A 20,198-nucleotide genomic window follows, 5' to 3' on the forward strand; every position below is an offset into this window, starting at 1 on the left:
GTATCCGGCCGGAATGCTGAGTTCGATCCTGCGGGGCGCCGCCGCCGGGGCGGCCGGGGCCACCGCGCTCAACGCCGCGACCTACGTCGACATGGCCGTCCGCGGGCGCCCGGCGAGCTCGCTGCCGGAAGAGGCGGTCGAGAAGATCGCGCGCACCCTCGGGGCCGGGATCCCCGGCGACGAGGAGCGCAAGCAGGCCAGGGAAACCGGTCTCGGGGCGCTGCTCGGGCTGGTCACCGGGACCGCGGTCGGCGCGGCCTACGGCGCGGCGCACGGCGCGGGCTGGCGGCCGGACGTGCTCCGCGGCGGCCTCGCGGCGAGCGGAGCCGCGCTGGTCGCCGCGAACGGGCCGATGACCGTCCTGCGCATCACCGACCCGCGCCGCTGGAGCGTCGCCGACTGGATCAGCGACCTGGTCCCGCACGTGGCCTACGGGTTCGTCACCGCCGCCACGTTCGCCGCCACGGTGCGGAAACGCCGCCGCTGACCCACCCGTCCGGGGGAGGTGTATGCGGAACGGCCCGGGGGTATTCCGGCGGCAGGGTTGGATCCGGGGAGGGACACCATGGGCAGGCACCGCATCGACGACGCCGGCACGGACCTGAAGTGGGGCGGTCCGGCCCTCGTCACCGAAGCCCGGCACGTGGCCCGCAGCAGGCACGCGCGGCCCGAGGACGAACCGGCGACCCAGCAGCTGGAAGGCGCTCTCACCGGAGAGGTCGCCGTCGCCCCCTGACCGGCGGACAGCGCAGCCGCGAACGGATTCCGCCCGTTCGTGTCGGTTAGTGCGAATCGGGATCGGGTACTGCTCCGGCCGTGAGACCAGAGGTGGTCGTGGTCGGGCAGATCGCTCGTGACCTCGTCCTGCGCGTGGCGGACGCCCCGGCGGCCGGCGAGTCGGCGGCGGTGCGCTCACGCGACGAGGTGCTCGGCGGAAAGGGCGCGAACCAGGCCGTCGGCGTCGCCCAGCTCGGCGTGCCGGTCGCGTTGCTCTCGGTGGTCGGCGACGACCGCGCCGGGCACGACCTGCTGACCCACGCCGCGGCCGACCGCATCGACGTCTCCCACTGCGTCGTCCGCGAGCACGCCCGCTCGGCCCTCATCGTCAACGTCGTCGACGACCACGGCCAGTGGCGCTACCTGGAGGACGTCCCCGAGGACGTCCTCGTCGCCGAACACGACGTGCTCGCCGCGGCGGGACTGCTGCGGGACGCGCCGTCGGTCATCCTCCAGCTGCAGCAGCCGGCCCGCACCGCGATGACCGCCGCCCGCCTCGCCCGCGAGGGCGGCGCCCGGGTGGTCCTCGACGGGGTCCCGGCGGACCGGGACCTGCTGGCGTGCGCGGACATCCTGCGCGCCGACGCCAGGGAAGCGGAAATCCTCACCGGACGGCCCGTGGCGGACGTGGCCGAAGGGGTCAAGGCGGGCGTGATGCTGCTCGCGCACGGGCTCGATCTGGCGGTACTGGAAGTCGCCGGCCACGGCAACGTGTTCGTCAGCCGGGCCGGCTACGAGTTCCACCCGCACGGCGACGCGCACGTCGTCGACACCACCGGTGCGGGAGATGCCCTGGTCGCGACCCTGACCTGCGCGCTCGCGCGCGGTCAGGACCTGCGCACCGCCGCACGGGCGGCGGTCGCGGCAGCGGCGAGCACCACCGAACACGCCGGGGGCCGACCCCGGCTGAACCCCGGCATCCTCGAGTCGCGGAAGCAGTCATGACCCTCAGCCAGCCCCGACCGGCCACCCGAATACTGATCGCCCCGGACCGCGCCGCACCCCCGGTGCCGTGCGAGGAATGCGGTTACTCCGCGCTGCGGATCGCCAAGCTCGTCAACGAGGCCGATGAGCCGTTGGCGACCTTGCTGGTCTGCACCAACTGCCGGACGCACACGCCTCTGCCGGAGTTGCCTGAGCCGCGGCGGCCGTAGGCGTAGCCGCTACGCGGGTGGCTGAAGAGCGCCGGCTTCGCTTCGCTACGCCCGGATTGGTGCCCTCCCGAACCCGATCTTTCAGTGTTCGGTTGCCGAGAAGCGGCGTCAAGGCGGGAAAGAGTACCTTGACCTCGCTGCTCGGCAACCGATTTGGCTGGGGATCGGGTTGCGGGAGAGGGGTGGCTCGGGGGGTTGTTGCTTGCGTTGCCGGGTGGCGGTGTCGTTGTCAGGTGGCTCCGATTGGTGCGTGTAGTGGTACCACCGCACTGGAGAAGTCGCAGAACAGGAATGCGTCGTAGCGGCGGTCCAGCCTGGTGGGGACGTAGTTTCCGAGCTTTTCTCTCGTCGGGTCGTACACCACGCCGATGGCCCGGTGGCCACGCACCTGCCGCGTCCACTCGCCGGCTTCCTCAAGTAAGAACAGTGAGTCGGCATCAGGCACGGCCTCGTGGAGCAGTGACTCGACGCTGTCCTCCCGCGCGGGCGGCACCGGCATGTCTCCGGCGGCGCGCCCCAGTGCGAACCCGCCATCACGGTGCCCCGGTGCGTGCCGAAGCCCACCGCGAACGACTCCTCCGGGTGACGCTCCCGCACCAGCTGCCCGACGTTGAGCATCCCCGCCGCGGCCATGTCCGTCGCCCGCGCGTCGCCGATGTGCGTGTTGTGCGCCCACACCACGGCTTTCGCCGAGGGGCCGTACGCCTGCGTCAGCCGGTCGAGCGTGTCGGTCATGTGCTCGTCCCGCAGGTTCCACGATTCCACGTCACCGCGGACCATCGTCCGGTAGTACCGCTCGGCCCCGGCGACGATCTCCGCGTTCTGCCGCGCCACGAACGCGGGGTCCAGACCAGGCACCTCATCCGTCTCCCGCATCGACGCGAGCAGCCGCAGCACGTCCCGCTCGCAGTTCTCCGGCACCAGCCGCGTGGAATACGCGTAGTCGTGCGGGTCCTCGGCGAACGGCTCGAAGCACCGCATCGCCGACAACGCCGTCTCCACCTGGCCCGGCTGGTGCTCGCGCAGGTACCCCAGGATCTCCCGCAGCGAGTCCCACAGGCTGTAGACGTCCAGGCCGTGGAACCCCACCGGCCGGTCGCCGAACCGCGCCGCGTTGTACGCCGTCAGCCACCGGGCGAACTCCACGACGTCGTCGTTGGCCCACATCCACCGCGGCCACCGGTCGAAACCGGACAGCACCGCCTCCGGATCCCCGCGCCCGCCCGCCACGCAGCAGTGCAGGCGGTGGCAGTCCGGCCAGTCGCCCTCGACGGCGACGAACGAGAACCCCCGCTCGACGATCAGCCGCTTGGTGATCTCCGCGCGCCAGCGGTAGAAGTCCGCCGTGCCGTGCGAAGCCTCCTCCAGCAGCGCGTACCGGGCGTCACCGATGCGGTCGATCAGCGGGTCGAGGTCCTCCACCCGGCCCAGGCCGATGGCGTCCGCGCGCGGGGTCAATACGAAAGCTCCTTCGCGGCGGCCTGGGCGGTGGCCAGCTCCTGGCACAGCCGCACCGTGACCTCCTGCGCCCTGGCCAGCGCGGCCGTGGCGTCGAACACCGAGGTGATCAGCGTTTCGTAGCCGCCCTGATCACCCGGCACGTCCAGATTGCCCAGCCACAGCTGCCGTTCCAGCCACGTGCCCAGTTCGGGCAGGCTCCGGGCGACGTTCTGCGAGAGCAACTTCAGCGATCCGAGCACCCGGTAGATCTCCGCGGCCCCGTCGATCCCGGTGTCGCCGCCGACACCGGAGGCGCGGTGGTACAACCCGCGCGTCGCCAGCTGGGCCTGTTCCGCCAGCCCACCGCAGCTGGCCGTCACCTCACTGTTCCGTGACACGTCCATGTTCGCCGGTCCCCTGTCTCACGCCGGTCGTAGTGCTTCAGCCTTCCCGGTCACCGCCGAAACCAAACCGTGTCGGCCGAAACGTTCAGTAACGGTTCGGTGCGGGTAGGTGGTTGCGGGGGATTCGGACGAGAGGGGAGAGGTGCGATGGCGTCGACCGTGTGGCTGGGCCGGTTCGAAGGCATCCGGGTGGGTCTGCATTGGAGCGTCTTCGGCATGGCCGCGGTGCTGGTCGCCGCGCTCTCGTTCACGCAGTGGGCGCCGCTCGCCCCCGGGCAGGGGGTGTTCGCCTACGGCGTGGCGAGCCTGATCACGGCGGCGCTGTTCGTGGTGTCGCTGTGCGCGCACGAACTCCCGCACGCCCTGGTCGCGCGCCGGTCCGGCCTGGAGGTCCGCGAGGTGACCCTGTGGCTGCTCGGCGGGGTCACCCGGCTGCGTGGCGAACCGCGCTCGCCCGGGGTGGAGTTCCGCGTCGCGTTCGCCGGGCCGTTGATGAGCCTGCTGCTCGCCGCGATCTTCGGTTTCGCCACCTGGATGACCTCCCCGATGGGCAACTCGCTGTCCGGCGCGGTGCTCGGCTACCTCGCGGTGCTCAACCTGGTTCTGGGTGTGTTCAACCTGATCCCGGTGGCGCCGCTGGACGGCGGCCGCGTGCTGCGCTCGATCCTGTGGGGCGCGTGGAGCGACCGGCACCGCGCGACGCTCGGCAGTGCCCGGGCGGCCCGCGTCCTCGGCTTCGTCGTGTGCGCGTTCGGCGTGCTCACCCTGCTGCGCGGGCCGATCGGGCTCGGCGTGTGGCCGTTGTTGGTCGGCCTGTTCATCGTCCACCTGGCACTGGCCGAGGAACGCGACGCCGAACTGGGCACCAGCCTGGCCGCCATGCGGGTGCGCGACGTGATGACGATGCGCCCGGCCACCGCGCCCGCCGCGACCACTGTGGCGACCTTCCTCCGCGACCACGCCATGCTGCGCCAGCATTCGGCCTATCCGCTCGTCGACCCGGTCGGCCGGTTCGCCGGGCTGGTCACGCTGACCCGCATGCGGGCCGTGCCGCCGGAGCAGCGCCCCAACACCCTGCTCGGCGAAATCGCCTGCCCGCCAACGGAAATCCCGCGCGCCACCCCGGACGAGCCGTTGCTCGCGCTGCTGGCCCGGATGTCCGGGTGCGCCGACGGCCGGGCGCTGGTGTTCGACGCCGACCGGCTCGTCGGGATCGTGTCGCCGTCCGACATCAGCCGCGCGGTGACGCTCCGCGGTCTGGGCGTGGACTGGCACGGCGGCGCGGACGTCGCGGTCACGCGGAGCCCGTCCAGTCCGCCGCTGGGCCGCCCGGCGACGCAGCGCTGGCCGTGAGTTTCGGCACGCGCGAGCACGGGAATCCGATCAGCGATGAGCCACGAAAACACCCAGCGGGACGTCCGGCGCCTGGCCGGCCGTCTCGTGGACGATCTCGGCAGGCAGGACCTGACCGCGGTGTCCCGCGCGCTGCCCAGGATGATCGGCGCCGACGCACCGGAGGCGGGTCTGCTCCGGCCGCTGTGCGCCGAGCTGGTCACCGTGATCGCCCGCGAGGTGCGGGCCCGCGCGGCACCGGAGGGCGCCGACCTGTTCACCGTCGAGCTGTCCGACGAGGGCGACGCGGGCGTGCCGATCGACGAGCTGCAGCCACCGCTGCGGGCCGTGCTGCGCGCCGTCCTCGCCGAGCTCAACCACGACACCGACGGGGTGGACGCGCAGCTGGAGTTCATCGCCGGGGACCCGGATCCGTGCGGGCAGATCGACGCGCTGATCCACCTGGTGTCCTGGGCCCACGACCTGCCGCGCACGTGAGCGGCGCGTGGTGGCGGGACGCCGTCATCTACCAGGTCTACATCCGCAGCTTCGCCGACGGCAACGGCGACGGTGTCGGGGACCTGGCCGGCATCCGCGCGAAACTCCCCTACCTGGCCGGTCTCGGCGTGGACGCGCTGTGGATCACGCCGTGGTACCCGTCCCCGATGGCCGACGGCGGCTACGACGTGGCCGACTACCGCGACATCGACCCGGTGTTCGGCACGCTCGCCGACGCCGAAGCGCTGATCGGTGAGGCGCACCGGCACGGGTTGCGGATCATCGTCGACATCGTGCCCAACCACACCAGCTCGGCGCATCCGTGGTTCCGGGCCGCGGTGGCCGCCGGGCGTGGTTCGCCCGAGCGGGAGCGGTACGTCTTCCGCGACGAGCCGAACGACTGGCGCAGCGTCTTCGGCGGCCCGGCGTGGAGCCGGGTCGACGACGGCCAGTGGTACCTGCACCTGTTCGACGCCTCGCAACCGGACCTGAACTGGGACCACCCGGAGGTGCGCGCCGAGTTCCTGGACGTGCTGCGGTTCTGGCTCGACCGCGGGGTGGACGGGTTCCGCATCGACGTGGCCCACGGCCTGGTCAAGGACCCGGCGCTGCCCGATCTCGGCCTGGACCACGAGGGCCTGGTGGAGCCGCCGGACCGCAGCGACCACCCGCACTGGGACCGGCCCGGCGTGCACGAGATCTTCCGGTCCTGGCGCGAGCTGGCCCGCCACTACGGCGACGACCGGATCTTCGTGGCCGAGGCGTGGGTGGACAGCCCGCGGCGGCTGGCCCGGTACGTGCGGCCGGACGAGCTGCACACCGCGTTCAACTTCGACTTCCTGCGCTGCCCGTGGGACGCGGGCCGGCTGCGGTCGGTGATCGACTCCAGCATCGGCGAGCTCGCCGCCGTGGGTGCGCCGGCGACCTGGGTGTTGTCCAACCACGACGTGAAACGGCACGTCACGCGGTACCGCGGCGGGTTGCCGCGGGCGCGGGCGGCACTGTTGATGATGCTCGCGCTGCCCGGCGGGGCGTACCTGTACCAGGGCGAGGAGCTGGGCCTGGAGGAGGTCGAGGACCTGCCCGAGGAGGTGCTGCGGGACCCGACGTGGGAGCGGTCCGGGCACACCAAACGCGGCCGCGACGGGTGCCGGGTGCCGCTGCCCTGGTCTGGCGCGGAGCCGCCGTTCGGGTTCTCCAGCGGCACGCCGTGGCTGCCGCAGCCGGCCCACTGGGCGGCGAAAACCGTGGCCGCGCAGGAGAACGATCCGTCTTCGATGCTGTGCCTGTACCGGGACGCGCTGCGGATCCGCAAGGAGCACCCGGCTTTCGGTGACGGGGCACTGTCGTGGTTGGACAGTGCGCTGGACGTGCTGGCCTTCCGCCGCGAGCCGGGGGTGGTGTGCGTGGTGAACCTCGGTGCGGTGCCCGTGGCGCTGCCGCCGCACCGGAAGATCCTGCTGGCCAGCGGTGACCCGGCGGAGGACCTGGCCCCCGACTGCGCGGTGTGGCTGTCAGCGTAGGTGCTGGCGGAGCTGCTGACAGGCGTCCTCGCAGCTGCGGCAGGCCTCGGCGCAGACCGCGCAGTGCTCGTGGTGCCCGGCGTGCTTCTCGCACTCCTCGGCGCACGCCCGGCAGGCCTTCTCGCACAGGGCGAGCAGCTCGGAGGCGATCCCGGCCGGGTCGCCGCGCCGGGACAGCACGCGGGCGGTCGCGGCGCAGATGTCGGCGCAGACGGCGGTCAGCTTGACGCACCGGACCAGCGCGGCCGGATCCGGTCCGGAGAGGCAGGCGTCCCGTTTGCCCGGCCGTCGCGGGGGTAGGTCTTGGCACATGTCCGAACTACCGCTGCCCGAATACGACGAGCTGCCCCTGGCCTCGCTGCAGCACCGGATCCGGTCGCTCGACGAGGAGCAGCTCGACCAGCTGATGTCCTACGAGCTCAAGCACGCCAACCGGCTGCCGGTGCTGGAGCTGATGCGCGTGCGCAAGCAGCAGCTGCACGAGGGCGCCGAGCCCTCGCACGGCGAGCACACCGAGATCCCCGAGGTGAGCGGCCACGCGGGCGGCTCCCCGGCGAGCCGGCAGACGGCGGCCGAGCCGAACACGCCGCTGCGCCACGGCGTCGCGGACCAGACCCCCCACCGCGGCCGCCGCTAGGGGCTTCCGGCGCCGGCCACGTGCGCGTTCCGCGGGTGGCGGCGCGGGGAGCGCCGCCACCCCGTGCCGCCCCCTAGTGTCCTGAGTCGTTAATTCGAGTTCAGCTGTAGGGTGCGGCATGCCGAATCCGAAGCTGCCTGAGTTGGCCTTGTCCGTTGATGAGGCACAGACGTTGCGGAACTGGGTGCAGCGGCGGAAGACGGCTCAGGCGTTGGCGTTGCGGTCGCGGATCGTGCTGCGGTGCGCCGAGGGCGGCTCGAACAGCGAGATCGCCGCGGAGTTGGGCGTCGGGCGCGCGATGGTCGCGAAATGGCGTTCCCGGTTCGTGGCCCAACGACTGGACGGCCTGGTCGACGAGCCACGTCCGGGGCGCCCGCGCACGATCACCGACGAGCAGGTCGAGGCGGTGATCACCAAGACGCTGGAGTCCACGCCGGCGAATGCGACGCACTGGTCGACCCGGTCGATGGCTGCGGAGTCCGGGTTGACCCAGACCGCGGTGACCCGGATCTGGAATGCGTTCGGTCTGCAGCCGCATCGCCGTGAGGCGTGGAAGTTGTCCAAGGATCCGTTGTTCGTGGACAAGGTCAAGGACGTGGTCGGGCTTTACCTCGCGCCGCCGGAGCGGGCGGTGGTGCTGTGCGTGGACGAGAAGTCCCAGATCCAGGCGCTCAACCGCACCGCCCCGATCCTGCCGATGATGCCGGGAACGCCGCAGCGTGCCACGCACGACTACACCCGCCACGGCACCTCCAGTCTGTATGCCGCACTGGACATCGCCACCGGCAAGGTCATCGGCCGGCTGCACGCGCGGCATCGTGCGATCGAGTTCAAGAAGTTCTTGATCGCCATCGACAACGAAGTACCCGCGGACCTGGCAGTGCATCTGGTTATGGACAACGTCTCGACCCACAAGACCCCGGTGATCAAACGCTGGCTGGCAGCTCACCCGCGGTTCACCGTGCACTTCACTCCGACCTCGAGTTCCTGGCTCAACCTCGTCGAACGCTGGTTTTCCGAGCTGACGACCAAAAAACTCCAACACGGCAGCCACACCAGCGTCCACGCGCTCAATCGCGACATCCGCGCATGGATCGAGACCTGGAACAACGAACCACGGCCCTACGTCTGGACCAAGACCGCCGACCAGATCCTTGACTCCATCGCACGCTACTGCACGCGAATTAATAACTCAGGACACTAGAGCCGCTCGCGCACGCGGCGCAGCGTCTCCCGCACGTTGGCCTCCGTCGCGGCGTCGATCGCGTCGTCCAGGGTGAGCCACTTCAGCGGCGCGTCCGGTTTCTCCGGCCGCGCCGCTTCCGGCTGCCCGGTCGCCAGCACGTACCGCAGGTCCGCGTGCTCGTGCGCGGGCTCGGCGCCCTTCGCCGGCACCGGGACGACCACCGCGTGCAGCAGATCCGCCGTCGGCCACGGGCGCAGGTCCGCCAGCCCGGTTTCCTCCCGCCCTTCGCGCAGCGCGATGTCCAGCGGGTCCGTCTCCCCCGGATCGCCGTGCCCGCCGACCTGCAGCCACGCCTGCTGCCGCTCGTGCCAGCGCAGCAGCACCCGGCGCGTCGGCGGGTGGACGATCACCGCGGAACCCGTGACGTGCAACGGAATGTCCCGCGCGAACGGGTCCGCCACGCTCGCCAGCAGCTCCCGGATCCGCGCCACATCGGCGTTCTCGGCGTCGTCCCGCGCCGTGTATCCCTCCAGCATGCCCGCAGCCTACGGTGTTTCCGCACCCCGCATGCGGGAACACCCCGCCGGTGTCCAGACACGACGAACTCCGCCGCACCGCACGTGACACCTTCGGCTGGGCGGAGCTGCGCGACGACCAGCTGACCGCGATGGAGGGCCTGCTCGACGGCCGTGACGTGCTCGCCGTCATGCCCACCGGCTCCGGCAAGTCCGCGATCTACCAGATCCCCGCGCTGCTGCTGGACGGGCCGACGCTCGTCGTGTCGCCGCTGACCGCGCTGCAGCGGGACCAGGTCGGGCAGATCGCGGACAGCGACGCCCCGGACGCGGTCGCGGTCAACTCCGCCCAGCCCGCCCGCACCACCAACAAGGCGTGGGACGCGGTCACCCGCGGCGACGCCGAGTACCTGTTCCTCGCGCCGGAACAGCTGGCCAAGGACGAGGTGCTGGAGCAGCTGGACGAGATCCGGCCCAGCCTGTTCGTCGTCGACGAGGCGCACTGCGTGTCCGCCTGGGGCCACGACTTCCGCCCGGACTACCTCCGCCTCGGGCAGGCCATCGAACGCCTCGGGCACCCGCGCGTGCTGGCCCTGACCGCGACCGCCGGCGGGCCGGTGCGCGACGACATCGTCGCCCACCTCGGCCTGCGCGACCCGGTGCGCGTGGTGTCCGGATTCGACCGGCCGAACCTCTACCTCGCGGTGCACCGCGCCACCACCGAGGAGGACAAGCGGGCCGCCGTCCTGCGCTGGGTGCGCGACGCCCCGAAGCCCGGTCTCGTCTACGCCGCGACCCGCAAGGACAGCGAACGCTACGCCGGGGAACTGGGCGCGGTCGCCTTCCACGCCGGGATGCCGGCGGCCGACCGCAAACGCGTGCACGAGGATTTCCTCGCCGGCCGGGCCGACGTGGTGGTGGCGACCTCGGCGTTCGGCATGGGCATCGACAAGCCGGACGTGCGGTTCGTGGTGCACGCGTCGGTGCCGGAGTCGGTGGACTCCTACTACCAGCAGATCGGCCGCGCCGGCCGGGACGGCGAGCGGGCCGACGCGCTCCTGTTCTACCGGTCCGAAGACCTGGGCCTGCAGAAGTTCCTCACCTCGCGGCGCTTCGACGACGAGGGCACCCGCGAAGTCGCGGAGGCGTTGCGCGACCACGACGACCCGCACGACCTCGACCTGTCGCACCGCCGCGTCATGAACAACCTGAACCTGCTGGACCAGGCCGGGTTGGTGGAGGACACCGGCGCGGGCTTCCGGTACACCGGCGGCGATCCGGCGGAGGCCACCGAGCGCGCCGCCGAGGTGGCCGCGCAGCGCAGGAAGCTCGACCGGTCCCGCGTCGAGGTGATGCGGGAGTACGCCGAGACGTCGGCGTGCCGCCGCCAGTTCCTGCTCGGCTACTTCGGCGAGGCGCTGGACGAGCCGTGCGGCTTCTGCGACACCTGCGACGCGGGCACGGCCGCCGCGCAGGCCCCGTCCGACGGCGAGTTCCAGCCGGGCACCCCGGTCCGCCACGCGGAGTGGGGCTCGGGCCAGGTCGTCCGCCGGGAGGCCGACAAGGTCACCGTGCTGTTCGACGAGGCCGGCTACCGCTCGCTGTCGCTGCCCGCGGTGCGCGCGAAGAACCTGCTGACCGAGGAGTGACACCCGCCCGCGAGTCCCACACTCCCGCCCGCGAGTCCCACGTTCAGGGCGCGTAGGCGTCCAGCCCGAACAGGTCGAACAGCTTCTGCTGCACGGCGTCGCGGCAGGTCAGCAGCCGCCGGGTGCGCGGGCGGCCGCCGGTCGACGGGTAGCGCAGCACCGTCTCGCCGATGCGTGACAGCAGGTCCAGCAGCTCCCGCACCGACAGGTCCAGCCCGGCCCGGTCGGCTTCCTGCCGCATCACGTGCGTCACCGCCGTCGCCAGCACGCTCACCAGCGAATGCACCGCGATCCGGTGTTCGGTCCAGTGCCGCCGCGGTGCGGACGCCGCCACGAACGGGCCGTTGAGCTGCCGGAACGTCGAGTCCAGGTGGTAGCGCGCGCGGTAGGCGGTGATGACGTCGGCGACCGGCCAGTCGTGGTCGGTCACCAGCAGCTGCTTGCCGAAGTACTCCTCGTCCAGGCGCGACCGGGCGTTCTCGTCGACTCGCCACTCGAGCCGCAGCTCGGCCGGGCGCGTCCCGGTCAGCCGGGTGGACAGCACGCGGTCGACCCACCGCACCCGCGTGATCCGCGCGATCTCCGTCAGCACCTGTTCGCGTGGCCGCCGGTTGGTGCCGGCCGCCAGCGCCAGGGCCAAGCCGTCGAGCTGCCGCGTCGCGCTGCTCAGCGCCTGCGCGAACCCGCGCGCCTGCGCCGCGTGCAGCTTCGCCGAGTGCGTGAGCACCACCCGCCGCGTCGCGCCGGACACCACCGCGTGCGTGTCGAGCGCCGTCACTCCGGCGAAGCGGTCCGGGTCGACCGATCGCCGCGCCGACGCCGGCCGCGTCAGCAGCTCGGGGTGGTCCCCCAGCGGCAACGCGCCGACGAAGTGCCTGCCGTCGTCGAGGTCGAGCTGCGCGTGCTGGCCCGTCTCGAACACCAGCGTCACCGGCCCGGCCACGCGCGCGGCGAGCCGGTCCGCCGCGAGCCCGAACGGGACCGCGCCCTCCCGCGGGTACACCGCCGACGCGACCGGGATCGAACCGTCCCGGGTGACCACCGTGCTCAATCCGACCGGGGACGCCGCCGCGGTCTCCGATTCGGCGTAGGTCGCGAAGTTCGGCACGTCCACCGCGAGCAGGATCGGCTCGCCGAGGTGGTCCCGCACCCGTGCCGACACCGCCTCCTCGATCCGCACCAGCTGCGGCCGCGTCAACCGCCGCATCGCGCGCCAGAACTCGTCGTCGCGCACCGCGGCCGCCGCGATCCGCGGCCGCACGAACCGGCTCGCCGCGCTCTCCGCCCACCACTGCGCCAGATCCGTGCCCGGCGCGGTCGCGCGGTGCAGCACGGACAACGCGAAGTACGTCCCGATCGAAACTTTCGCCTTGCGCGATCCCAGGACCGCGTCGATGGCCGGACGCACCTGGAGCCGCTCCAGGGTGGACCACACCGCGGCGACGTCACCGAACGCCAGGTGGCGCGTACCGTCGGGGGAACCGGCCGCGCCGTCCAGAGCCGCGGCGATGTCCTCCGCGGTGCCGAGATAACGCTGCGACGTGATCCGCGGCGCGCCGTTCACCCGCCCGGTGTGCGCGAGGTAGTAGTAGGTCCTGCCGCCGACCCGCTTGCCGATCACCGAAGCCACACTTTAGGTAATACGCCTGCCCGTCCCCCGGCGCAATGACGACGGCCACGGTGAGCAGCGGAAACAGGGGTGCCGCCGACCGGTGTGGCCGATCTTGCGCGGCCTGGTCCTGGCACCGCCGACCAGGCCGGTCCTAGCGTTTCGGGTATGGCAACCGCTCCCACCGCCTCCGCGATGCGCCGCGCGCTGGCCCGCGCCCGCGACGGCAAGACCCTCGACATCACCGAGGCGACCGTGCTGTTGCACGCGCGCGACGAAGACCTCGAAACGCTGTCCGAGCACGCCTCCCGCATCCGCGACGCCGGACTGGCCGAAGCCGGCCGCGCCGGCGTCATCACCTACAGCCGCAAGGTGTTCATCCCGCTGACCCGGCTGTGCCGCGACCGCTGCGGATACTGCACTTTCGCGACGGTTCCGGGCAAACTGGACGCCCCGTTCCTGTCGCCGGACGAGGTGCTGGAGATCGCCCGGCAGGGCGCGGCGATGGGCTGTAAGGAAGCCCTGTTCACCCTCGGCGACCGCCCCGAGGACCGCTGGAAGCAGGCCCGTGAGTGGCTCGACGCGCACGGCTACGACGACACGCTGTCCTACGTCCGTGCGATGGCGATCCTGGTGCTGGAGCAGACCGGTCTGCTGCCGCACCTCAACCCGGGCGTGCTGACCTGGCAGGACCTGCAGCGCCTCAAGCCGGTCGCGCCGTCGATGGGCATGATGCTGGAGACCACCGCGACCCGGCTGTGGAGCGAGCGCGGCGGCCCGCACTACGGCTCGCCGGACAAGGACCCCGCCGTGCGGCTGCGGGTGCTGGAGGACGCCGGGCGGACGTCCGTGCCGTTCACCACCGGCATCCTGATCGGCATCGGCGAGAACTACGAAGAGCGCGCGGACGCCCTGTTCGCCATCCGCAAGGTGGCCCGCCAGTACGGCGGCATTCAGGAAGTCATCGTGCAGAACTTCCGCGCCAAGCCGGACACGAAGATGCGTGCCACGCCGGACGCCGACCTGCAGGAGCTGGCCGCGACGATCGCCGTCGCGCGGCTGGTGTTCGGCCCGAAGATGCGCATCCAGGCGCCGCCGAACCTGATCGGCAGCCAGTACGACCTCATGGTGCGCGCCGGGATCGACGACTGGGGCGGGGTTTCCCCGCTCACGCCCGACCACGTCAACCCCGAGCGCGCGTGGCCGCAGATCGACGAGCTGGCGCGGCAGACCGAGAAGGCCGGCTACACGCTGCGCGAGCGGCTGACGATCTACCCCGAGTACCTGCTCGCCGGCGAGCCGTGGCTGGACCCGCGCCTGGCCGGGCACGTCGCCGCGCTGGCCGACCCGGCGACCGGCCTGGCGCGCGAGGACGCGGTGCTCGAGGGCCGCCCGTGGCAGGAGCCGGACGGCGGCTGGCAGGACCAGGCCGGCACCGGGCGCACGGACCTGCACGTCGAGGTCGACACCACCGGCCGCACCGAGGACCGGCGCAGCGACTTCGACTCGGTGTACGGCGACTGGCGGGAACTCGCGTCGCAGGTTCCGTCCGCGCCGCGCCGGATGGACACCGACATAGCGGAAGCCCTGCGCCGCGCGGAACGCGACCCCGCGGGACTGTCCGATCAGGACGCGTTGGCGCTGCTGCACGCGGACGGCGCCGAGCTGGAGGCGCTGACGTCGCTGGCCGACGGGTTGCGCCGGGACGTCAACGGCGACGACGTGACGTTCGTCGTCACGCGCAACATCAACTTCACCAACGTCTGCTACACCGGCTGCCGGTTCTGCGCGTTCGCGCAGCGCCGCACGGACGCCGACGCCTACACGTTGTCGCTGTCGCAGGTCGGGGATCGGGTCGACCAGGCGTGGGAGGCCGGGGCGACGGAGATCTGCATGCAGGGCGGCATCCACCCGGACATGCCCGGCACGGCGTACTTCGACCTGGCGGCCGAGGTGAAGCGGCGGCAGCCGGACATCCACCTGCACTCCTACAGCCCGATGGAGGTCGTCAACGGCGCGTCCCGGACGAACCTGTCCATCCGGGACTGGCTGACGCGCGCGCACGAGTCCGGTGTGGACTCGCTGCCGGGCACGGCGGCGGAGATCCTGGACGACGACGTGCGGTGGGTGCTCACGAAGGGCAAGCTGCCGGCGTCGAGCTGGATCGAGGTGGTGTCCACGGCGCACGAGCTGGGCATCCCGACGACGTCGACGATGATGTACGGGCACGTCGACACGCCCGCGCACTGGGTCGGGCACATCAAGCTGATCGCCGACCTGCAGCGGCGGGCGCTGGAGAAGACCGGGCGGCGCGGGTTCACCGAGTTCGTGCTGCTGCCGTTCATCCACCAGAACGCGCCGATCTACCTGGCCGGGCTGTCCCGCCCGGGCCCGACGAAGCGCGAGAACCGGGCGGTGCACGCGCTGGCGCGGATCCTGCTGCACGGGTTGATCGACAACATCCAGTGCTCGTGGGTGAAGCTGGGCGAGGACACCTGCCGGGACGTGCTGAACGGCGGCGTGAACGACCTCGGCGGGACGCTGATGGAGGAGACGATCAGCCGCATGGCGGGCGCGGACAACGGCTCGTACAAGACGATCAGCGAGCTGGCGGCCATGGTCGCCCCGATCGGCCGCCCGCTGGTCCAGCGCACCACGACGTACGGCCGCCCGTCCCCGGAGCGCGTGGCAGCGGCCCTGGCGTCCGACGGAGTGGCCCAGGCCGTCCGGCGACCACTGTCGCTGCCGATCGTGAGCTGACGCGCCGGAGGGGCGAGCACCGCGCTCACCAGCGTGTTCGCCCCTCCGGCACCGTGTTTCGGCTGCCTCAGGTCACGTTGTCCGTCGTCACCTCGTCCAGGAAGCGGGCGACGTTCGCCAGCATCCGCTCCACCCGCTGCTCCAGCGGCGCCCGGTCCACCGGGTTGTGCACCGCCGGGCGGCGTTTGCCCCGCAGGTACTGCCCGCATGCCAGGTCGGCGCACGCGTAGGTGCCGACGGTGTTGCCCTGCTTCCCCGCCGCGCCGACCCGCCGGGCCGCGAACAGCGACACGTCCGTCGCCGCGTGGATCGTTCCGCAGAACGCGCACAGCGAGGACTTCAGCGAGCTGCGGTGCTTGGCCGCCGCCCGCAACGCGACGCCCACCACGTTCTCCCCGTACGGCGCCACGAGATAGGCGTTCTGGGCGGCCTTCGGATCGCGCCAGCCGAGGAAGTCCACTTCGGACCAGTCCAGTCCGGCCAGTCCCGGCGGCAGGGACAACCGTTGCGCCTCCCCCTTCGAACAGTTGATGAACGACTTGCGAATGCTGGTTTCGTCGAGGGGTTGCACGGCGGACATGATCCGTCGCGCCACGCGCGCGGGCAAGTCAATTAGGATCGACGACGATGAGCACGAAGATCGCGTGGCCGGTGCCCACCCCGGACCTGCCCGGCGACGTCCACCCCGCACTCGCCGCGATGGCCCGCGCCGCCAGCGCCGCCTACGGGGACGCCCGCCGCCGGCACACCCGCACCGAGCTGGCCGAGGAGGTCGCCGACGGCGCGGACGGCACCCCGACCATGCGCGTGGACGAGATCGTCGAGGCCGCGATCGCCGAGGAAGCGCACCGGCACCGCGTCAACCTGCTCAGCGAGGAAGTCGGCTTCGTCGACAACGGCTCCGCGGTGACGCTCGTCGTCGACCCGGTCGACGGCTCGAACAACGCCGCCAACGGGGTCCCGCTGAGCTGCTTCGGCGGCACGGTCGCGGTCGACGGACAGGCCACCGAGGCGCTCACCGTGTGGCTCGACACCGGCCGCGCCTGGCACGCCCGCGCCGGCGAGCCGGTCCCGTTCCGCACCACCGGCCGCACCGAGCTGACCGGCGCGACGGTCAACCTGCTCCGCCCCCACCAGCGCACCGCGGAGGCGTGGATGCGCGTGGCCGACCGGGCGCGGCGCGTGCGGATCCTGTCCACCACGGTCCTGGAGTGCGCGCTGGTGGCCGAGGGTTCGGTGGACGCGTTCTGCGACCCGGGCTCGGACACCCACCGCCTGGTCGACCTCGCGACGGCGATGGTCACGGTGCCCGCGGCCGGCGGCGCGGTGATCGACGTGCACGGCCGCCCGCTGGAGATCGACCCAGACCTGACGCGCCGCTGGTCCGGCATCGCCGCCGCGAGCCGCGCCCTGGCCGACGAGCTGGCCGCGACGATCCTCGGCTGACCGCTGCGGCGAGGCCACGCCGCCCCGTGCCCCTCAGCGGCCACCACCACTCGGCCGCCCCGTGCCCACCGGCGACCGCGCTGCCCAGCACCGCCCCCTGTCGCACTCAGCAGCCACCACCACTCGACCACCCCGCGCCCACCGGCGACCGCGCTGCCCAGCACCGCCCCCTGTCGCACTCAGCAGCCACCACCACTCGACCACCCCGCGCCCACCGGCGACCGCGCTGCCCAGCACCGCCCCCTGTCGCACTCAGCAGCCACCACCACTCGACCACCCCGCGCCCACCGGCGACCGCGCTGCCCAGCACCGCCCCCTGTCGCACTCAGCAGCCACCACCACTCGACCACCCCGCGCCCACCGGCGACCGCGCTGCCCAGCACCGCCCCCTGTCGCACTCAGCAGCCACCACCACTCGACCACCCCGCGCCCACCGGCGACCGCGCTGCCCGGCACCGCCCCTGTCGCGCACGGGGCCGCTGGCCCGCCCCAGCGTCCCGCCGCCCCAGGACCACCAACCGACCGGCCACCCCTCCGCCCCGCCCCCAGCGGCCACCCCCTCCCGGGCCCAATGGCCCTACCGGCCCCAGCCGGCCGGGGTGATCGTGGGGCCGTGACGTTCCCCGCGCGCGAGAGATCGGTCGCTTCGATGCTCGATCCGTTCGGACTGGAAGTGCTGGGGCGGGAGCAGTGCCTGGAGCTGCTCGCCGCCGCCGGGATCGGGCGCGTCGTCTTCACCACGCGCGGCCTGCCCGCCGTCCAGCCGGTGCGGTTCGTGCTGGCCGACGACGCCGTCGGCTTCGGCGCCCCGGCCGCTAGCCCGTTGTTCGCCGCCGCGCACGACGGCGTGGTCGCGTTCGAGGCCGACGCGTTCGACCCGCACCTGGAGTCCGGCTGGTGGGTGACGGTGCTCGGCCGGGCACGGGCCACCCGTGAGCGCGCCCGCGCGTGGCCGGCGAGCACCGCCGATGACCGTTGGATCCGGATCCCGCTGGAAGTAGTCTCGGGACGGCGGCTCGCGGGGTAGAGCTGCTGGAAGGGCAGTGGTGATCGGACCGGGCGCACGCGGACTTGTCGAGGCCGTCGTCGGGGTCGCGGCGGACCTCAGCCTGCCCGAGATCCTGACCAAGATCGTCACCAGCGCGCGCGACCTCACCGGCGCCGCGCACGCGGTCATCCAGGTGCCGGACGCCGCCCCCGTGCGGTCCGGCGATCCGGCCGCGCCCGGCGCGTCGCTGACCATGCCGCTGCACGCCCGCGGCGGCCGGTTCGGCGAGCTGCGGCTGCGCAAGGAGGGCGGCTTCACCGGCGCCGACCGGGAAGCCGTCGTCACGCTGGTCGCCGCGGCCGGGATGGCCATCGACAACGCCACCCTCTACGAGCGGACCCGCAGCCGCGAGCGCTGGCTGGAGGCCTCGCACGAGGTCACCGCCGCCCTGCTGACGGGCGAGAACCCGCAGCGCACGCTGCGCCTGATCGCCGAGCACGCCCGGGTCGTCGCCGGTGCCACCGCCGCCGCGGTCGCCGTCCCGCGCGAGGACGACCCCGGCACCCTGGTGTTCGAGGTGGTCGCCGCCGGTGAGCACGCCCCGCCGGGCCTGACCGGCCTGACGGTTCCGGTCGAGGGCACCGCGAGCGGCGAGGCGTTCCGCACCGGGGAGGCCGTCGTGGTGCGCGACTACGGCCGCTACGTCGCCAAGGAGCAGGCCAAGGTCAACATCCAGATGCCCGAGCAGGTCACCGAGCTGGACTCGGCGGTCGCCGTGCCGCTGATCGTCGGTGGCGAGACCCTCGGCGTGCTGCTGGTCGCCAAGTTCGGCGACGCCGCGCCCTTCACCGACGACGAGGTCGGCCTGGCCCGCACGTTCGCCGGTCACGCCGCCCTGGCCATGGAGTTCGCCCGCGCCGAGGAGGACCGGCAGCGGCTGGCCGTGTTCACCGAACGCGACCGCATCGCCCGCGACCTGCACGACCTGGTCATCCAGCGGCTGTTCGCCACGGGCCTGGGGCTGGAGGGGCTGCGGCCGCTGGTCACGCAGCCCGAGGTCGCGGACCGGCTGACCGGTTTCGTGCACGAGCTGGACCGCACGATCCGGGAGATCCGCAACAGCATCTTCTCCCTCACCCAGCCGGAGGAGACCGGCGAGGGGCTGCGTGCGGAGCTGCTGCGGGTGGCGCAGGACTGCACGCCCGCGCTGGGTTTCACGCCCCGCGTGGGGTTCACCGGGCCGGTGGACACCGCCGTGCCGCCGCCGGTGCGGGCGGATCTGGCGGCGACGGTGCGGGAGGCGTTGTCGAACGTCGCCCGGCACGCCCGGGCCCGTGCGGTGTCGGTCGAGGTGGCGGTGGACGGGGCGGGCCGGTCACTGACGCTGACGGTCGCCGACGACGGTGTCGGCATCCCGGACGAGCCGGGACGGCGCAGCGGGCTGGTCAACCTGGGCGAGCGCGCGGCGCGGTGGCGGGGCCGCTGTTCCGTCGGGCGCGGCGGCGAACGCGGGACGACACTCGTGTGGACGGCCGACCTGAACGGCGCGGGAGGGGTGCGATGACGATCTCGGTGTTCCTGCTCGACGACCACGAACTGGTGCGGACCGGGTTGCGGACGGTGCTGGAGTCCGAAGGCGACATCCGGGTGGTCGGCGAGGCCGGCACCGTCGCCGACGCGCTGCACCGGATCCCCGCCCTGACACCGGATGTGGCGATCCTCGACGTGCGCCTGCCGGACGGCGAGGGGATCGGCGTGTGCCGCGAGATCCGGTCTTCCGTGGAGCCGGCGCCGGCGTGCCTGATGCTTACCTCGTACTCCGACGACGAGGCCCTGTCCGGGGCGATACTGGCCGGGGCCGCGGGGTACCTGCTCAAGCAGGTGTCCGGCATGAACCTGGTGGACGCGGTGCGGCGGCTGGCGGCGGGCCAGTCGTTGCTGCGCCCGGAGCTGACCGCCCGGGTGCTGGAGCGGATGCGCGGCGCGGACGAACCCGGGTATGCGCAGCTCAGCCCGCAGGAACGGCGGGTGCTGCGGCTGATCGCGGATGGTCTGACCAACCGGCAGATCGGGGAGCAGCTGCACCTGGCCGAGAAGACGGCCAAGAACTACGTGTCCTCGGTGCTGCACAAGCTGGGCTTCGAACGGCGCACGGAAGCGGCGGTGTACGCCACCCGGCGGCGGGACATCCGCGGTTCGCAAACAGGGCCATTGGACCCTGTTCGGAGCTTGCGTGATCGGCGATGGTGAAGGGGTCACAACAGAAGATTCTCGGCCGCG

General features: G+C 72.6%; 20 protein-coding genes and 1 pseudogene. 15 read left to right on the top strand and 6 right to left on the bottom strand.

The genetic code is table 11. The annotated features are described in order from the left end of the window. The first annotated feature begins 13 nt into the window (after positions 1-13). From L1857_RS31040 to L1857_RS31055, 4 genes are all read left to right on the top strand, one after another. Entirely contained in the window at positions 14-487 is a 474-nt protein-coding gene (locus L1857_RS31040; RefSeq protein ID WP_094006102.1) for a hypothetical protein, read from the top strand. Positions 488-565: 78 nt separating this feature from the next. After that, a complete protein-coding gene (locus L1857_RS31045) occupies positions 566-736 on the top strand; it encodes a hypothetical protein (RefSeq protein ID WP_167481593.1) in 171 nt (56 codons plus the stop codon). Positions 737-816: 80 nt separating this feature from the next. Further along, positions 817-1,722 carry a PfkB family carbohydrate kinase gene (locus tag L1857_RS31050; RefSeq protein ID WP_249467091.1) on the top strand — a complete coding sequence of 302 codons (906 nt, stop codon included), beginning with the start codon at positions 817-819 and terminating at the stop codon, positions 1,720-1,722. Beyond that, a complete protein-coding gene (locus L1857_RS31055; RefSeq protein ID WP_143266202.1) occupies positions 1,719-1,931 on the top strand; it encodes a hypothetical protein in 213 nt (70 codons plus the stop codon). The genes L1857_RS31050 and L1857_RS31055 overlap by 4 nt, the downstream gene beginning before the upstream one ends. Positions 1,932-2,160: 229 nt before the next feature. Here the strand turns inward: L1857_RS31055 and L1857_RS31065 are convergent. Further along, positions 2,161-3,437: pseudogene (locus tag L1857_RS31065) on the bottom strand (erythromycin esterase family protein). After that, on the bottom strand, positions 3,386-3,775 hold the full coding sequence (locus L1857_RS31070) for a hypothetical protein (RefSeq protein WP_094006099.1): 390 nt from the start codon (positions 3,773-3,775) through the stop codon (positions 3,386-3,388). The pseudogene L1857_RS31065 and the gene L1857_RS31070 overlap by 52 nt, the downstream one beginning before the upstream one ends. Before the next feature lie 147 nt (positions 3,776-3,922). Between L1857_RS31070 and L1857_RS31075 the strand changes: the two genes are divergently transcribed. Genes L1857_RS31075 through L1857_RS31085 form a run of 3 tightly spaced genes read left to right on the top strand, consistent with a single transcriptional unit; the run spans position 3,923 to position 7,128 of the window. Continuing rightward, positions 3,923-5,128, top strand: a complete 1,206-nt coding sequence (locus L1857_RS31075) for a site-2 protease family protein (protein WP_116114333.1) — start codon at positions 3,923-3,925, stop codon at positions 5,126-5,128. 36 nt (positions 5,129-5,164) lie between these two features. Beyond that, positions 5,165-5,605 (top strand): hypothetical protein, encoded by a 441-nt coding sequence (locus L1857_RS31080; RefSeq protein WP_094006097.1) that lies wholly within the window; start codon positions 5,165-5,167, stop codon positions 5,603-5,605. After that, positions 5,602-7,128 (top strand): glycoside hydrolase family 13 protein, encoded by a 1,527-nt coding sequence (locus tag L1857_RS31085; RefSeq protein WP_116114331.1) that lies wholly within the window; start codon positions 5,602-5,604, stop codon positions 7,126-7,128. Before L1857_RS31080 ends, L1857_RS31085 begins: the two co-directional genes overlap by 4 nt. Here L1857_RS31085 and L1857_RS31090 read toward each other — a convergent pair. Next, entirely contained in the window at positions 7,120-7,440 is a 321-nt protein-coding gene (locus L1857_RS31090; protein ID WP_116114329.1) for a four-helix bundle copper-binding protein, read from the bottom strand. The two genes, L1857_RS31085 and L1857_RS31090, sit on opposite strands and share 9 nt — an antisense overlap. On the opposite strand from L1857_RS31090, the gene L1857_RS31095 reads away from it, so the two are divergent. Beyond that, entirely contained in the window at positions 7,439-7,765 is a 327-nt protein-coding gene (locus tag L1857_RS31095) for a DUF8129 domain-containing protein (RefSeq protein WP_094006095.1), read from the top strand. The genes L1857_RS31090 and L1857_RS31095 overlap by 2 nt on opposite strands. A gap of 118 nt (positions 7,766-7,883) precedes the next feature. After that, a complete protein-coding gene (locus L1857_RS31100; protein WP_094009240.1) occupies positions 7,884-8,969 on the top strand; it encodes an IS630 family transposase in 1,086 nt (361 codons plus the stop codon). Here the strand turns inward: L1857_RS31100 and L1857_RS31105 are convergent. After that, positions 8,966-9,487, bottom strand: coding sequence for an NUDIX hydrolase (locus L1857_RS31105; RefSeq protein WP_094006094.1), 522 nt, complete (start codon positions 9,485-9,487; stop codon positions 8,966-8,968). The two genes, L1857_RS31100 and L1857_RS31105, sit on opposite strands and share 4 nt — an antisense overlap. Positions 9,488-9,537: 50 nt before the next feature. On the opposite strand from L1857_RS31105, the gene L1857_RS31110 reads away from it, so the two are divergent. Then, the gene (locus L1857_RS31110) at positions 9,538-11,115 is read left to right on the top strand and encodes a RecQ family ATP-dependent DNA helicase (protein ID WP_249467094.1); all 1,578 of its coding nucleotides are present in this window, start codon (positions 9,538-9,540) and stop codon (positions 11,113-11,115) included. A gap of 43 nt (positions 11,116-11,158) precedes the next feature. Here the strand turns inward: L1857_RS31110 and L1857_RS31115 are convergent, their stop codons facing one another. Further along, entirely contained in the window at positions 11,159-12,745 is a 1,587-nt protein-coding gene (locus L1857_RS31115; RefSeq protein WP_094006092.1) for an IS1634 family transposase, read from the bottom strand. Between the two features lie 147 nt (positions 12,746-12,892). Between L1857_RS31115 and L1857_RS31120 the strand changes: the two genes are divergently transcribed. Further along, the gene (locus L1857_RS31120) at positions 12,893-15,484 is read left to right on the top strand and encodes a bifunctional FO biosynthesis protein CofGH (protein ID WP_283258026.1); all 2,592 of its coding nucleotides are present in this window, start codon (positions 12,893-12,895) and stop codon (positions 15,482-15,484) included. A gap of 67 nt (positions 15,485-15,551) precedes the next feature. On the opposite strand, the gene L1857_RS31125 is transcribed toward L1857_RS31120, so the two are convergent. Next, positions 15,552-16,064, bottom strand: a complete 513-nt coding sequence (locus tag L1857_RS31125) for an FBP domain-containing protein (RefSeq protein ID WP_094006090.1) — start codon at positions 16,062-16,064, stop codon at positions 15,552-15,554. Between the two features lie 47 nt (positions 16,065-16,111). Between L1857_RS31125 and L1857_RS31130 the strand changes: the two genes are divergently transcribed. The 4 genes from L1857_RS31130 to L1857_RS31145 all read left to right on the top strand — a co-directional run bounded on the left by L1857_RS31130 (position 16,112) and on the right by L1857_RS31145 (position 20,168). Continuing rightward, positions 16,112-16,930, top strand: coding sequence for an inositol monophosphatase family protein (locus tag L1857_RS31130; RefSeq protein WP_249467097.1), 819 nt, complete (start codon positions 16,112-16,114; stop codon positions 16,928-16,930). Positions 16,931-17,543: 613 nt separating this feature from the next. After that, entirely contained in the window at positions 17,544-17,957 is a 414-nt protein-coding gene (locus L1857_RS31135) for a pyridoxamine 5'-phosphate oxidase family protein (RefSeq protein WP_233157309.1), read from the top strand. A gap of 19 nt (positions 17,958-17,976) precedes the next feature. Further along, entirely contained in the window at positions 17,977-19,482 is a 1,506-nt protein-coding gene (locus L1857_RS31140) for a GAF domain-containing sensor histidine kinase (protein WP_240323475.1), read from the top strand. Beyond that, the gene (locus tag L1857_RS31145) at positions 19,479-20,168 is read left to right on the top strand and encodes a response regulator (protein WP_249467099.1); all 690 of its coding nucleotides are present in this window, start codon (positions 19,479-19,481) and stop codon (positions 20,166-20,168) included. The genes L1857_RS31140 and L1857_RS31145 overlap by 4 nt, the downstream gene beginning before the upstream one ends. The last annotated feature ends 30 nt before the right edge of the window (positions 20,169-20,198 follow it).

It is taken from the genome of Amycolatopsis thermalba, from assembly GCF_023376025.1.
Taxonomy (GTDB): Bacteria; Actinomycetota; Actinomycetes; order Mycobacteriales; family Pseudonocardiaceae; genus Amycolatopsis_E; species Amycolatopsis_E thermalba.

Excerpts from the sequence above, each read along its gene's own strand:
- L1857_RS31040 (WP_094006102.1), top strand. The coding sequence starts at position 14 with ATGCTGAGTTCGATCCTGCGGGGCGCCGCCGCCGGGGCGGCCGGGGCC.
- L1857_RS31045 (WP_167481593.1), top strand. The coding sequence starts at position 566 with ATGGGCAGGCACCGCATCGACGACGCCGGCACGGACCTGAAGTGGGGC.
- L1857_RS31055 (WP_143266202.1), top strand. The coding sequence starts at position 1,719 with ATGACCCTCAGCCAGCCCCGACCGGCCACCCGAATACTGATCGCCCCG.
- L1857_RS31070 (WP_094006099.1), bottom strand. The coding sequence starts at position 3,775 with ATGGACGTGTCACGGAACAGTGAGGTGACGGCCAGCTGCGGTGGGCTG.
- L1857_RS31075 (WP_116114333.1), top strand. The coding sequence starts at position 3,923 with ATGGCGTCGACCGTGTGGCTGGGCCGGTTCGAAGGCATCCGGGTGGGT.
- L1857_RS31080 (WP_094006097.1), top strand. The coding sequence starts at position 5,165 with ATGAGCCACGAAAACACCCAGCGGGACGTCCGGCGCCTGGCCGGCCGT.
- L1857_RS31095 (WP_094006095.1), top strand. The coding sequence starts at position 7,439 with ATGTCCGAACTACCGCTGCCCGAATACGACGAGCTGCCCCTGGCCTCG.
- L1857_RS31090 (WP_116114329.1), bottom strand. The coding sequence starts at position 7,440 with ATGTGCCAAGACCTACCCCCGCGACGGCCGGGCAAACGGGACGCCTGC.
- L1857_RS31100 (WP_094009240.1), top strand. The coding sequence starts at position 7,884 with ATGCCGAATCCGAAGCTGCCTGAGTTGGCCTTGTCCGTTGATGAGGCA.
- L1857_RS31105 (WP_094006094.1), bottom strand. The coding sequence starts at position 9,487 with ATGCTGGAGGGATACACGGCGCGGGACGACGCCGAGAACGCCGATGTG.
- L1857_RS31120 (WP_283258026.1), top strand. The coding sequence starts at position 12,893 with ATGGCAACCGCTCCCACCGCCTCCGCGATGCGCCGCGCGCTGGCCCGC.
- L1857_RS31125 (WP_094006090.1), bottom strand. The coding sequence starts at position 16,064 with ATGTCCGCCGTGCAACCCCTCGACGAAACCAGCATTCGCAAGTCGTTC.
- L1857_RS31130 (WP_249467097.1), top strand. The coding sequence starts at position 16,112 with ATGAGCACGAAGATCGCGTGGCCGGTGCCCACCCCGGACCTGCCCGGC.
- L1857_RS31145 (WP_249467099.1), top strand. The coding sequence starts at position 19,479 with ATGACGATCTCGGTGTTCCTGCTCGACGACCACGAACTGGTGCGGACC.